Annotated in this window: 10 protein-coding genes and 1 other RNA gene; 5 read left to right on the forward strand and 6 right to left on the reverse strand. The window is 42.1% G+C overall.

Translation table 11 applies throughout. From position 1 onward, the window contains the following. Positions 1-92: 92 nt before the first annotated feature. The 3 genes from creC to AAEY75_RS08475 all read right to left on the reverse strand — a co-directional run bounded on the left by creC (position 93) and on the right by AAEY75_RS08475 (position 4,533). Positions 93-1,913, reverse strand: a complete 1,821-nt coding sequence (gene creC, locus AAEY75_RS08465; RefSeq protein WP_352259344.1) for a two-component system sensor histidine kinase CreC — start codon at positions 1,911-1,913, stop codon at positions 93-95. A 54-nt stretch (positions 1,914-1,967) separates the two neighbouring features. Next, entirely contained in the window at positions 1,968-2,741 is a 774-nt protein-coding gene (locus AAEY75_RS08470; RefSeq protein ID WP_197217610.1) for a response regulator, read from the reverse strand. A gap of 406 nt (positions 2,742-3,147) precedes the next feature. Next, on the reverse strand, positions 3,148-4,533 hold the full coding sequence (locus tag AAEY75_RS08475) for a glycerophosphodiester phosphodiesterase family protein (protein WP_352259345.1): 1,386 nt from the start codon (positions 4,531-4,533) through the stop codon (positions 3,148-3,150). A 174-nt stretch (positions 4,534-4,707) separates the two neighbouring features. Here AAEY75_RS08475 and AAEY75_RS08480 point away from each other — a divergent pair, with 174 nt between their 5' ends. The 4 genes from AAEY75_RS08480 to AAEY75_RS08495 all read left to right on the forward strand — a co-directional run bounded on the left by AAEY75_RS08480 (position 4,708) and on the right by AAEY75_RS08495 (position 8,155). Next, positions 4,708-5,379, forward strand: coding sequence for an alpha/beta hydrolase (locus AAEY75_RS08480; RefSeq protein WP_197217612.1), 672 nt, complete (start codon positions 4,708-4,710; stop codon positions 5,377-5,379). A gap of 85 nt (positions 5,380-5,464) precedes the next feature. Beyond that, positions 5,465-5,823, forward strand: a transfer-messenger RNA (tmRNA) gene (gene ssrA / locus AAEY75_RS08485). 257 nt (positions 5,824-6,080) lie between these two features. Beyond that, positions 6,081-7,712: a long-chain fatty acid--CoA ligase gene (locus AAEY75_RS08490; RefSeq protein ID WP_352259346.1), complete on the forward strand. Its 1,632-nt coding sequence runs from the start codon at positions 6,081-6,083 to the stop codon at positions 7,710-7,712. Between the two features lie 269 nt (positions 7,713-7,981). Then, positions 7,982-8,155, forward strand: coding sequence for a YdcA family protein (locus AAEY75_RS08495; protein WP_197131400.1), 174 nt, complete (start codon positions 7,982-7,984; stop codon positions 8,153-8,155). Between the two features lie 314 nt (positions 8,156-8,469). On the opposite strand, the gene AAEY75_RS08500 is transcribed toward AAEY75_RS08495, so the two are convergent. Further along, positions 8,470-9,267, reverse strand: a complete 798-nt coding sequence (locus AAEY75_RS08500) for an enoyl-CoA hydratase/isomerase family protein (protein ID WP_110922660.1) — start codon at positions 9,265-9,267, stop codon at positions 8,470-8,472. Between the two features lie 317 nt (positions 9,268-9,584). Between AAEY75_RS08500 and AAEY75_RS08505 the strand changes: the two genes are divergently transcribed. Further along, a complete protein-coding gene (locus AAEY75_RS08505; RefSeq protein ID WP_352259347.1) occupies positions 9,585-10,397 on the forward strand; it encodes an alpha/beta fold hydrolase in 813 nt (270 codons plus the stop codon). 203 nt (positions 10,398-10,600) lie between these two features. On the opposite strand, the gene AAEY75_RS08510 is transcribed toward AAEY75_RS08505, so the two are convergent. Both AAEY75_RS08510 and AAEY75_RS08515 read right to left on the reverse strand, forming a co-directional pair. Then, positions 10,601-11,665 (reverse strand): HpcH/HpaI aldolase/citrate lyase family protein, encoded by a 1,065-nt coding sequence (locus AAEY75_RS08510; RefSeq protein ID WP_352259348.1) that lies wholly within the window; start codon positions 11,663-11,665, stop codon positions 10,601-10,603. A gap of 150 nt (positions 11,666-11,815) precedes the next feature. Further along, on the reverse strand, positions 11,816-12,997 hold the full coding sequence (locus AAEY75_RS08515; protein ID WP_352259349.1) for a cysteine protease StiP domain-containing protein: 1,182 nt from the start codon (positions 12,995-12,997) through the stop codon (positions 11,816-11,818). Between the last annotated feature and the right edge of the window lie 51 nt (positions 12,998-13,048).

Below are 13,048 nucleotides of genomic sequence, written 5' to 3' on the forward strand. Positions count from 1 at the left end.
CTTACGAATTTGAGTAACGCTATCGTAAGACAATGAGATAGAAAACCTGTGTAGGAATGATGGAAGTTTAATGAATTATATTTACTTGAACTTTATTCGCGAGCTAAAGGCAGCGTGATACTAACCATCACACCAGAATGTGAGTATTTGATAGTACTACTTTCGCCATTTTTAGCGTCTTCATTACTATGCACGTTGTCAATCGCAACATGACCTCCATGGTGTTCGATTACTTGTTTTACTAACGTTAAACCAAGGCCAGTGCCTTTTTTGAGAGTGTTGCCAGACGTACTAAGCTGTTCTGGTTTAGTTTCTGTGATTGATTGCTTATCAAATGAAGGCTCTGATGATGTATTAGATAAATGACTTGATGCGTTATAAGTGGCTTGGCTCTGATGCGACAAACTAAAATAGCGGTCGAAAGCTTTTTTCACAGCATAGTCGGGTAGTAATTTGCCATCGTTAAATATATCAATAGTTACTGTCTGCACTGTATTGTGAATATGAATATTGACTGTATTCTCAGCAAAGTGAATGGCGTTATCTAATATGTTCTGTAGCACTTGCACTAACCAGAACTGATCAGCAAAGACACTGGTATTTGCCAATATATTCGGCTGTAGATGTGTGGTGTCAGTGAAGCGTGCATCATCGATATAGATTTCAATAGGTGCTAAAAGCTGCTGCTGCAATTTAGCGGCATTATTTTTTGCAAGGGTTTGTAGCAATGGTAATAGAGGCGTTAGCTGTTGGTTTAGCTTAAAAGTTGGTTGCTCAATTTTGGCAAGTAACAGTAACCGATCAATTAACTGCTGCATTTTTATGCTTTGTTCACCGATAGTTTGGATCAGCATCTGCCGATCTTCAATGTCTAATGCGCTACTATCGAGACCATCATCCTCTAACAGTTCACTGCTGGCACGAATTGCGGTCAACGGGCTTTTCAACTCATGGGTGAGGGTATGGACATAATCAGTCACATAAGATCGATTCTCCAATCTATGCTTCATAGATTCAATCGTATCTGTCAGACTATTAAGCTCATGACCTAAGTAAAAATAGGGTTTTTTGGTATCCTCAGCCAGCGCACTGGTATATTGAGTAACCAAGGTAATGCTTTGCTTAAGCCACCAAGCTACCAGTCCAGCCAACATCAGGGCAGCGATGCTCATGAACAGCGCCGTGATTAGCATGCGGTTGCGCGTATCATCCAAATAAGGCAGTACACTAGCGACAGGTTTACCGACGCTGACGATGCCAATCAGATTGCCAGCAGCATTTTTTATAGGCTGTGCCACATACATGATCGTACCATCACGCTGATTGTGATCTCGCGTGGTACTTCTTGCGCCATATTGACCTTGTAGAGTCAAATAGACATCGTTCCAACGACTATAATCTTGCCCCTCATCGTTGTCAGGGTAAGGCAGAGAGTCGTATATGACCGTGCCAGAATGGTCTGTGACATATATCCGAAAACTGCTATAGCTTTTATTTTTATAGTCGGGCTCTCTGGTTTTATTCGTCGCTGGCGTGCCGATAAATGCTGAATCCAGTCTTGCTTGATAATCTTCCTCATATAGCTGCCCAGACGATAATGGTACCTGCAAGCTGACCGCGAGCAATTTACTGGTATCTAATAACGTGTCTTCGATGACTTGCTGTGCTGTCGGTTTGACATAGCCAAATAGTTGAGTAAACACTACTACACCGCAAATGGTCAACACCAATGCAACGGCTAACCAAATTCTAAAAAATATACTCAGATTCAATAGTCGTTTTGGCTCTGTTGTTTGCTGCGCAGTGCCAATAGGATGTAACTTTGCATACCAGTTACTTTGATTAGCATGAGTATGATGGTTAACGCTACTATTAGCGTGGTCATCAACGATATCATTCGCTTTATGAGTCATATTTTTATCAGTGTTGCTTGCAGTTATAGAAGGTCAGTACTAAGTAAAATATAGCTAAGCGGGACATAACGCATAGCCCAATCCACGGTGCGTATGGATGACATCGATGCTCGCATCTACGGTAGCCAGCTGCTTACGAATTGACTTGATATGGCTGTCTATCGTTCTCGCCAAGCGATGATCCGGATAGTCACTGACCGCATTTAACAGTTGCTCACGACTAAATACTTGATTGGGTGCTTGTAATAAGGTCAATAAGATTTTGCGCTCGGTATTGCTCAGCTCTAGCTTTTGCTCTTGCCACATCAATGAGTAATTGAGTGGTTGGTAATGCCAGATACCAGACTGACATTCAAACGTTAATGCTTGCCCAGTCATATTATTAGACGGGTTATCATTATCTACTGAGTTAGTAGGAGCGGATGACTGTTGAGACAGCAATTGCTCACGTCGCCAAATGGCTTTTAGGCGGGCGACCAACTCTCGCGGACTAAAGGGTTTGGCACAGTAATCGTCGCCGCCCATCTCTAAGCCTAAAATACGATCGACCTCATCACTACGTGCCGTCAAAAATACAATCGGGATGTCTTTTAAGGCATCAATATCAGGTGTATGGCGTATTTGTTGACACAAGCTGAGACCGTCACCATCTGGCAAGCCAACATCCAAAATAATGGCTGATAGATCGCTTGCGGCCTCACTATGTAGCATCGGCAGTACACTACTGGCATTGTCCAACCATGTAATTTGCCAGCCTTCACGCTTGCAAGTGACCTTGAGCGACATCGCGATGGCGGGATCATCTTCTACCAGTAAAATATGAGTCATGACGGTATACTTATTTTAGAAAAATGTGTAAAAAATGGCTGCTTGACGTGATAGTTAATAGATAACAATCGCATAGATACTGTCAGTGTCCACTTTGCTAAATGCAGTTTGTATTTGGAGTCAGAGAAAGACTCCAAAGTTGTTGGGATTATCCTAGCATAAAAGTCCCAAGGCATTTTGTGAATGCTTGTCAAAAGCGATGAAAAATTGATGGAAAAAATGAGAGGCTAACCGTTTTCATGTTTGGCGGTGTTGATATGACAGTCGTTGATTAACTGAATGATTCAAAGCAGGCTTTGAACCAATCTTTGTATCAATACTCCAGCATACAAAAAAGCCAACCAAGTTGTGACTCAGTTGACCTTTTAGTTATTAGCAGAACTTGTTTATAAATGTATAATACGACCTAGCTCAAACCTTTGCAATTTGCGTAGTATGTAACGGTTGCGGGCCAGTCAGAAAAAATACCTTTGACCCCAATATCTTGCGCCAGCACATCGATATAAGTCATCATATCACCATCATTATTAATGGCTTTGCCTAAGTCAGTATAATACCAGTCACCACCTGCTGCTAACGGCCCTGAACGCTCAATTGACCAAGTAATAATATCTAAATTAAATGCTTTGGCTTGTTTGGCATAAGCGGATGGTATCATTTTACCTGTCGCGTCAGTAGTCACTAGTATCCAAGGTGGCGGTGCGATGGTTTTAATACCACGCGCTTTTATGTTGGCTAGTGAGTGCTTCCACGTGCTAGGGTCATTTTTATCAAATGTTTTTCCGTCTGCGGTCTCATTACTATCATCAATTAAGTAGATAGCATTGTCACCAAAAGCAGGCTCATTTTTAATCCAGTAATCCACATCTTCAATATTAAAGGACTGCGCAAACACGTCACTCGCAGCCACGCCTGCATTTTTGTAAGTGTCAATCAGCTGCTGACGATAAGCATCTACGCTATAGCCATTAAATGGCATGGTAACGGCTGGTGCTTTTAGCTCTGGCGTGTGTTTCATACCGAGGCTTTGAGCAAGTTTAATATGTTCTTTTAATGTGATCACTTGGCCATTTTGTGAATATAAATCAGTTCGCCATGCAGCCGTTGCATTCATATAATCATTGAGAGTGGTAGCTGTTTTATCCGCGGCATCCATTTTTCCTGTGAGGGTCTTGAACTCACTTGCGCTAATGTCTGAGGTGCGACATTCAATGCTGTCAGCATTGGTCAGCACACCGTTGCCGTCGATAATTGGCGGTACAGTACACTGTTTGGCTAGCGGGGTAGTAAGGATATTAGTAGTGGTATGCAAATCATCTTGCGCATGGCGGCAGACCAGCTCGCCGTCATTGGTAAAAGCCACATCGCATTCTAAGATGCCTGCGCCCATTTGCGCTGAGGCAACATAGCTGTCATAAGTGTGTTCAGGAAGTTGCAAAGGCGCGCCGCGATGGGCAATAGAAAAGTTGGTTTTGCTAGGCGTTTGCGCACTACAAGCCATCAGCTCGTCTTTTAATGGTCCTGCATCCATGTCATTGACCAAGTAAAAGGGCCGCACACCATAGGTATAGGCTTGAGGTTTGGCATGCGGGTTTTTTGGTAGTTGTTTTAGTGATGGCTTAATGGTTTGGTTGGATGTTTGAGTCAATGTGGTATTGCGTATATCGTCTGCGGCCATTGATAGAGTGCAAGTGGCCCCTAGTGCTATGGCTATACTGACCATCTTAACGGTTTTAAATGGCGTTTTTTTGAGTTGATTGAGCGTCGCCACTGAATTATCTAACATTGTCATGTAAACTGTCCCTACAAAAAGTGAAAAATAATAAGTACAATATTGCTGTCATTTATCCATCCCTTACGTTACCTGATAATTTTTAAAAGATAATGACAGGCGAGTGATTGTTACAAAAATATTTCACTTCCAATTCTCAAAGCTAAACTATCAAAATTGTATTAAGGATCAGTCATGACTGACTATTTAGACGCTGTTATTGTTGAGCATAACCCTACCAATAAAAAAATAGACCGTGCTGTCATTTGGTTGCATGGCTTAGGTGCTAGTGGTCATGACTTTGAGCCTGTGGTACCGCAGCTGGGCTTGGCTGATGATATGGCTGTACGATTTATTTTCCCACATGCACCAAAGCGTGCAGTGACGGTGAATGGCGGTATGGTCATGCCAGCTTGGTATGATATTTTAGAGATGAGTTTAGAACGTAAAATCGATGTTGCACAAATTGAAGAGTCTGCCCAACAAATCAATGATTTGATCAGCCGTGAGGTTGAGCGCGGTGTCTCTCCTGAGCATATCGTTATTGCAGGGTTTTCGCAGGGCGGGGCAGTGGCTTACCATGTGGCACTTGGCTATCCAAAGCGTTTGGCTGGTTTGATGACACTCTCGACCTACTTAGCGACCAATGATAATATTGATTATAGTGCTGCTAATAAAGACATGCCAATTCTAATCGAACATGGTACTCATGATCCGGTGGTTCCTGTTGTTTTGGGTGAGCAGGCACAGCAGTTGTTATCTGATAAAGGCTATAACGTGGCATATCATACTTATCCGATGGCGCATCAAGTATGTATGCCACAGATTCAAGCGATTGGTACATGGTTGAATGCAGTACTTGCTTAGACAGCTGAGCTGTAACGTAATGTAATACAGGCTTTATAAAGGTTGAAACCTACCCACTACCTACTATATAATAGTCGACCTTATTGGGGATGTTCTGGCTTCGACGCTGGTAATGAAACTCAATGATGCATGTCGAGAGTATATGTCCTCTCGTTAATCCAACATATATTGTTATAGTCGCAAACGACGAAAATTACGCTCTAGCAGCATAAACCCTGCTTACTAAGTTGCTGATCACCTACAGTTGGTCAACTAAGTTGAAGCGTCCGCATGTAGGCTCGCCACAAGGGATTGTCTCAATCGCTTGGGTTCAAAAGTAGAGAATCGGCTAATCCATCCTGACTGTCGGATCGGTGCAGACTAAAATTAAAGACAGAAACTAAACATGTAGATTCATGAGCGTAATGCTGGCGGACGCGGGTTCAACTCCCGCCATCTCCACCAAATATTAAAAATCCGATCACTTAATGTGGTCGGATTTTTTTGTCTAAATTTTAGGTGTCTGTATCCAAAATGACCATGAGCTATCGTTCAGAGCTGGAGTCTAGGAGAGCAAACATTATTTTTTCATCAATTGAGGTCATAGTATTTGCTTGTTTTAACCAATAATTCTGATTATTCTTAATTGTGGCCTATTCGGAGTATCAGATGATATACCAATAAGAATAAGCTGACGTTCAAACAACTACAGGGAATGTACTATGTTAGGAAAAATGATGTATCAGCCATTGCTGATCAGTGGTCTTATTGAACATGCTGCACGCTATCATGGTGATACAGCGGTTGTTTCCAAAGAAGTCGATGGACAGATAACGCATACTGACTGGCTTAGCGTGTCAAATAATTCAAAACGTTTGGCCAATGCGCTGGCTATACTTGGGTTAAAGTCCTCAGAACGAATCGCTACGCTGGCTTGGAATAATCATCGTCACTTAGAAGCGTGGTACGCAATTTCGGGTAGTGGTATGGTCTGCCACACCATTAATCCTCGATTATTCCCTGAGCAGCTCAGCTATATTATCAACGATGCCGACGACCGCGTATTGTTCTTTGATGTGACCTTTTTGCCGCTAATTATGGCCATTAAGGAACATATCAAAGGTGTCGATCATTTTATCTGCTTGAGCGCTCGAGATGAGAAAGTTGTAGCGCAGTTGCCAAATGTACTATTCTTTGATGAGTTGCTAGCAGCGCATTCTCCTGATTTTGAGTGGCCTCAACTCGATGAGGCGACCGCCAGCTCCTTATGCTATACCTCAGGCACAACAGGCAATCCTAAAGGTATTTTATATACTCACCGATCTTCTGTACTTCACGCAATGGCGCTATGTATGCCTGACGTCTCAGCATTATCTGCGCAAGATGTTTTATTGCCAGTAGTACCCATGTTTCATGTCAATGCATGGGGCACTCCTTATGCTGCTGCATTAACCGGTTGTTCTCTCATATTGCCTGGCCCTAATCTAGACGGCGACAGCCTTGTGTCTCTCATTGATGATTATCAAGTAACAGTCGCACTAGGGGTTCCAACGATTTGGCAAAGTCTATTGACCGCTGCAAAGTCTAAAGGCAGTAAGCTTGAAAGTATGACGCGCACTATCGTTGGCGGCGCAGCATGTCCGCCATCAGTCATCAAAACATTTAGAGAAGATTTCAATTGCGATGCGGTACATGGTTGGGGTATGACTGAAACCAGTCCACTTGGGACGATGAATCAAATAAAAGCCAAGCATAAATCACTGAGCAAAGATGAAATTAATGATTTACGCAAGTCTCAAGGTCGTCCGCCTTATGGCGTTCAGCTACGTCTGATAGACACTGATGAGCCGTCCAAGCGTGTAAAAGAAGATGGTCTGTCTCAGGGTTGTTTGCAGATTAAGGGGCACTGGATTATCAATGATTATTACACAGAGAACCCTGATGCCATCACTGAAGACGGCTGGTTTGATACAGGTGATATCGCCACCATCGATGCAGATGGTTATATGAATATCCGTGATCGCTCAAAAGACTTGATAAAATCTGGTGGCGAGTGGATATCCTCAGTGGAGCTTGAGAACATCGCAGTCGCACATCCAGAAATCAAAATTGCAGCAGCCATTGCGGCAAAGCATAAAAAGTGGGGCGAGCGTCCAGTCTTGATCGTTGTAAAAGAAGACGATTCAGAAATCGATGAGGCGCAAGTACTGAGCTTTTATGAGGATAAAATAGCCAGTTGGCAGATACCAGATAAAGTTATTTTTGTAGAGAATATTTTGCTTAACGGTGCTGGAAAAATGGTGAAAAAGAATTTACGTGATGATCATGGCGATGCCCTGTTGGCTATATCGTAGTATATTTTGACAGCATAAATTTATAAGGTGTTTAGTCAGTGAATTGGTATTGAGAGATGAATGTAATGATAAAGGGCTGACAGTCTTAGACTATTAGACCTTTATTTTTTTGGTGTTTTTTGTGCATTGAGTAATAAACAAGTTAATGCAAAAACACTATTTTAAGGTTTAGTATTAATCAACGAAAGTAGATTAAATAAAGATTGATAAAAAAACGTTACGGTAATATAGTTCGAATTTATATTATTCATTTGTTGAGGCTTCTATTTATGAAAACTTGGTCAGCGTTTTTTATCTCTATATTTATGCTAGCGCCTGTCATGCAGGCAAATGCAAAGAATACGCCTTGTTCTGGCAAGATGGGTGGCATATCGCATTGCCAAGGTGCTAAGTTTGTGTGTAAAAATGGAAAAATTAGTCAGTCTAAAAAATCGTGTAGCTAATAAATATTAATAGCTTAAACAGATGATTGATATATAGATTGTTCTCTACACATAAACTAAAAGCTGTTTAGTGTAGATATTAACTATAAAAACTACCATAAATCTTAGTTTTCAATATCTTCAGACAACAAAAATCCGATCACTACAAGTGGTCGGATTTTTTATGGTGTAGTTTATTATTTCAATAATTAGTTTGTTATAGAAGTCATTAACTGGTATTCCGACTTTATAGTTGATTCAGTTTAAAAGAGGTACAAGGCAAGCGAGGTTAACGCTGTCACTCTTTTATAGAGGATTGACTATAGATAATAAAACTATTTACCTTGATAAACTGGCTTACGCTTTTCTACAAAGGCCGTGACACCTTCGATAAAGTCATCGGTTTTTGCCATCATAGTTTGTTGTTCAACTTCCATATCTAAGGCTTCATTTAAACCCATAAAAGCATGCACATTGAGCATATGTTTCATTGAAGCCAATGCTTTACCTGGCAACTGACTTAAGCGGTTTGCTAAAGCTTGTACGCTCGCGTCTAACTCATCAGCACTAACCACACTATTCACTAGATTTAAGCGCGCCATATCCTCGGCTTTAAGCTTATCACCCAACATAACCAGTTCAGTAGTTTTTGCTGCGCCAACCAGTTGGTTTAGCAAATAAATGCCGCCTGCATCTGGAATCAGGCCAATATTGACAAAGGCTTGTACAAATTTGGCATTATCAGCCGCAATACGGAAATCACAGGTTAAGGCTAAGTTCATACCTGCGCCAGCTACTGCACCTTCTAACTTAGCAATAATAGGTTTATGAATATTACGCAACTTTAAGCTGACTTCTCCAGCGCCTTCCACCATGCCTTTTAGCTTGCTTGAAATGATATCTTTATCCAGACCTTCAGACAGCATTTCTTTTATATCGCCGCCGCTAGAAAAATTGCCACCTGCACCTTGTAAGATAATGACACGCACTTGGTCATCGGCATCGGCCTCAGCAAGCGCTTTTAACACGCCATTTTTTAGAGGCGTACCAAAAGCATTTAGACTTTTTGGATCATTAAATGTAATGGTAGCAATATGCTGTTCGACTTGATAATCGACTAAAGGCTGCGACATGGTATCTATCCTTGTATAAGTTTTTATAAGTATCTTATGGTCAATTACATATAAGTCAGATATGCACAATCTACGGTTTGTAGTCCTTTCACTAGCCTTACTTATATCTGAATTATATTGAACTGACGATGTAGACAGCATATTACTATAGCAGTTTGGCATGATTATAAAAGTGGGTTTTGTGGGCGCTCAAGACACATCGAAATTCGATAGGTTATGCTAAAATGCCAAAAGCTGTGTCAGGGGGTTATTCATGAAGATACTAAAATCCTGAGGGATATATTAGCCTCTCTTATCTATCAAACAAGGAAGTTATTATGCCAGTCATTAAAATCAATGATGCAGATATTTATTATCAAGACAGTGCGCCAAATGATGTGCAAAAGCCGGTCATGGTATTTGCACACGGTCTACTGTGGAGTACGCAAATATATGACGAACAAGTCAAACATTTCCAAGCAGATTATCGCTGTATCGCTTTTGATTTCCGTGGACAAGGTCAATCGAAAATTACCAAGTCTGGCTATGATATGTATGCGCTCACAGAGGATACACTTGGCCTGATTGCTGCGCTTGGCATTGATAAATGTCACTTTGTAGGATTGTCTATGGGTGGTTTTGTCGCTCAGCGAGTTGCAATTAAGCGTCCTGATTTACTGCTATCGCTTACCTTATTAGCAACGTCTGCTGATCCTGAAGATCCTAAAAATATGCCACAGTATCGTAAACTTGTCCAAGCCATTCGTTGGTTAGGTAGCAAGCGTGTGAGTAATAAACTCATGCCTATTATGTTTGGCAATACTTTTTTGGCAGACAAGTTGCGTAAAGTGGAACGCAAGCAATGGCTCACGATGCTACAAGGCAATCGTAAAGGCGGAGTAATTAAGGCTACGATGGGTGTGATTGAGCGTAAAGGCATCTATGAGCAGCTCGGTGATATCACAACACCCACATTAATTATCGTTGGTGATGAAGATGTAGCGACCCCTTATGCAAAGGCTGAGCGCATGCATTTTGCGATTGCAGGGTCCAAGCTAGCTATTATTAAAGGTGCGGGTCATACATCATCTGTAGAAGAACCTGAGCAAGTAAACCGAGTCATGAGTCAGTTTTTAGAAAACTGTGTGTAGTCAGTGAACTATTAAGCTGCTACGGCGTTACCTTCCTTAGATGTACTACTTGTACAATCTGCAGTTGGCTGCCTTGTACCCATTTTAGAGTTCTTTGACTATAGTGTATTAAAGCCTCATTCTTAGAGTTAAACTTCATATAAAAAAGCCGCTATCAAATGATGATAGCGGCTTTTTTGTGATATAAATCAAATATCAGATAGCTACATTCGAGAGCTGTATTCACTACTGCCATCATCAATAGTTCCAAATACTTCGGCGCGATTCACGACTTCAGTCGCCCAAGCGCGATGCGTGGCTGGCTCTAACATGGTGTTGTTGTATTTGAATACCGCTTTGGCTTCGCTATGAAGTATCGCTTGCGCCTCATCCAAGGTGCTGAGTGGTACGCAATATGCTTGCTGTACCAAAGCGATTTGGCTTGGATGAATGACAGTTTTGCCAACCAAACCTAAGCTAACATCATGGGTCAGTTCTTGCATAAACAGTGTTGGTTGATCCAAGTATTCAAACACAGGTGCCGTCAGATAAAAACCATGTGGCACAAAGCAGCCAAGTAGCTGATAGGCTAGGGTGCCGATTGGCGTGTCATAGACAATACTGTGCTTAGGTCGCCTAAGACGTAGCGCGGCAAACAAGTCATTGCCACCGATACGTAGTGCAAATACTGGCTGGCTAAACGCTTCTTTAAAGCCGATGGCCAGTTCTTGATTGTGATGTGGATTGAATAAGGCAGCTGTCTCAAGCGTGGGCATTAATAGTTGTTCGGCACTTAGATTCTGACAAGCCATGCGCCAGTTGGATAAGCTATACATATCGACTTTTGGCATGACGAAACCATCGATGAGATCGATATGAGGGTAGTCCGCCAACTGTTGTAGCATCATCGGATTGCGTGGACGAATGAACACCAACGGACGAGTTGGATATTGAGTCTTGATGTCTGCTTTTCTAGATGGATTATTGATACTATCGACATGCGTAGCCCACGTATCAAGCAATGCCTGCAAGCGTTCAAGTGCTAAGTCGACATCGCTGTGACTGACCGCATCCTCTAGACAAATAATAATGCTATTAATCGTGGGCAGCTTGTCACGCTTGATGACTTGCCATATATCTTCGCGAGTTGCAGGCATGTAAAGGCTAGCACCAAGCTGATAAGGATGATGTGTGTGTGGTTTAACCATTGCATGACGCTCAGTAAATAGATGAGCGTAAGACTGGGAATGGTTGTAGATATTTGCTTCGTTGTGTGGCGTATCTGACATAGTTGGCATCATAAGTAGTGATAAGTAAGTAATTATAAAAGATCGAAGGTATTATCAAGTGGCATGGCTCAAGGGTCATTACTTATCAACAGCTCTAAGTTCAATAGCTCTAAATATAGACATTGAAATGTAGTTATTAAAATATAGCCATTAGCTGTCTTTGGTGCGTTGCTTGATGAGAGTGATGGCTTGATAAGGCAGTATTTTATCACCTAATACACTGATAGCGATATCTCGTTGCGCACATAAATGTCTGAGCAGTATCGTATCTGGATGATCGGCTGTTGCTAGCAAAATACGTTCAGGATCACGGCGCAATATGGCCCTCGTGGCTTCTGCAATGGTCGGCTTGATTCGGTTACGATTGTCGATAGCATAATCTGCTGCGAGCATATCGATTAAGTCAGCCGTTTGATAGCGGGGTTGTTTGTATAGTGATAAAAATTTCGAAGAATCGGTCAGTGTACGACGTGCCGCATCGATTTGATCGACAAAGGCCAAGCTGTGATCTGACGCTACCAAGTTATCATAAAAAACACTGCGATGCAGCCCTGATTGTGGCTCGGTATATAAGCTGCGTGATATGAGCCCTGACACGGTGCTGTTTAATAGCCCTGATGGAATCAACCAGTCTTCTTCGCTTGCCGCAAGCCAAGCGACGCCAGCCGGATCAGCCAGCGTTAATAATGGAATCACACCTTTACCCTGATGAAAGATATTGGCGAAATTTGGATGGCTAGGGTTGCTGAATACCTCTAGGCTACGAGATAGCTCTTGGTAAATAGCGCCTTTACCTGTCCATCCGTCAACGAATACAATTGGGCTGTTTGGATGTGATTTTAATATTAATGCTAGGGCTACAGAATCCAAACCTCGGTCACGAATGATGCTAATACCGTAGTGTACGCTTGGCAAAGCGTAGTGGCTATCAGTATCTGCTAATGCACGCTGTAACAGTACCCCAATCGGTAAACCTGCACGTACTAAGCTGACCAAAACTAATGGTTGCTCAGTATTAACGGTTTGTTCAAAATTACCCTGTAATGTATGAGCCAAGTTAGCGATATCCATCGCAGTTCTGTTTGTACCTTGCTCTAGCGCCTGATGATACAGTCGCTCATGCATCGCTGTTGGTGCATCTTCTAACGTCAACATATCCGAATAGTGACGCTGGCCACTTTGGATAAGCGCTTCTTTTTGGCTGACAGGTACATCAGCCACGGCGTCTTTATCAACGATATCGAGCACAACAGTTACGTCGCTGGCAAGGTAACTGCCTGAACCGTAACTTTTTAAGTCAGCTGTTTTTGTATTAGTGTTATTTGAAGTCATGGTAGCAATATTAGCTCTCATTATAGAAAAGGTGAGGGTTGTGAGAGTGGC

It is taken from the genome of Psychrobacter sp. TB55-MNA-CIBAN-0194 (assembly GCF_040309505.1).
Lineage (GTDB): Bacteria > Pseudomonadota > Gammaproteobacteria > Pseudomonadales > Moraxellaceae > Psychrobacter > Psychrobacter fozii.

Coding starts and splice junctions, on each gene's coding strand:
- AAEY75_RS08500 (WP_110922660.1), bottom strand. CDS start 9,267: ATGTCGCAGCCTTTAGTCGATTATCAAGTCGAACAGCATATTGCTACC.
- AAEY75_RS08470 (WP_197217610.1), bottom strand. CDS start 2,741: ATGACTCATATTTTACTGGTAGAAGATGATCCCGCCATCGCGATGTCG.
- AAEY75_RS08515 (WP_352259349.1), bottom strand. CDS start 12,997: ATGACTTCAAATAACACTAATACAAAAACAGCTGACTTAAAAAGTTAC.
- AAEY75_RS08505 (WP_352259347.1), top strand. CDS start 9,585: ATGCCAGTCATTAAAATCAATGATGCAGATATTTATTATCAAGACAGT.
- AAEY75_RS08475 (WP_352259345.1), bottom strand. CDS start 4,533: ATGACAATGTTAGATAATTCAGTGGCGACGCTCAATCAACTCAAAAAA.
- AAEY75_RS08490 (WP_352259346.1), top strand. CDS start 6,081: ATGTTAGGAAAAATGATGTATCAGCCATTGCTGATCAGTGGTCTTATT.
- AAEY75_RS08495 (WP_197131400.1), top strand. CDS start 7,982: ATGAAAACTTGGTCAGCGTTTTTTATCTCTATATTTATGCTAGCGCCT.
- AAEY75_RS08480 (WP_197217612.1), top strand. CDS start 4,708: ATGACTGACTATTTAGACGCTGTTATTGTTGAGCATAACCCTACCAAT.
- AAEY75_RS08510 (WP_352259348.1), bottom strand. CDS start 11,665: ATGTCAGATACGCCACACAACGAAGCAAATATCTACAACCATTCCCAG.
- creC (WP_352259344.1), bottom strand. CDS start 1,913: ATGACTCATAAAGCGAATGATATCGTTGATGACCACGCTAATAGTAGC.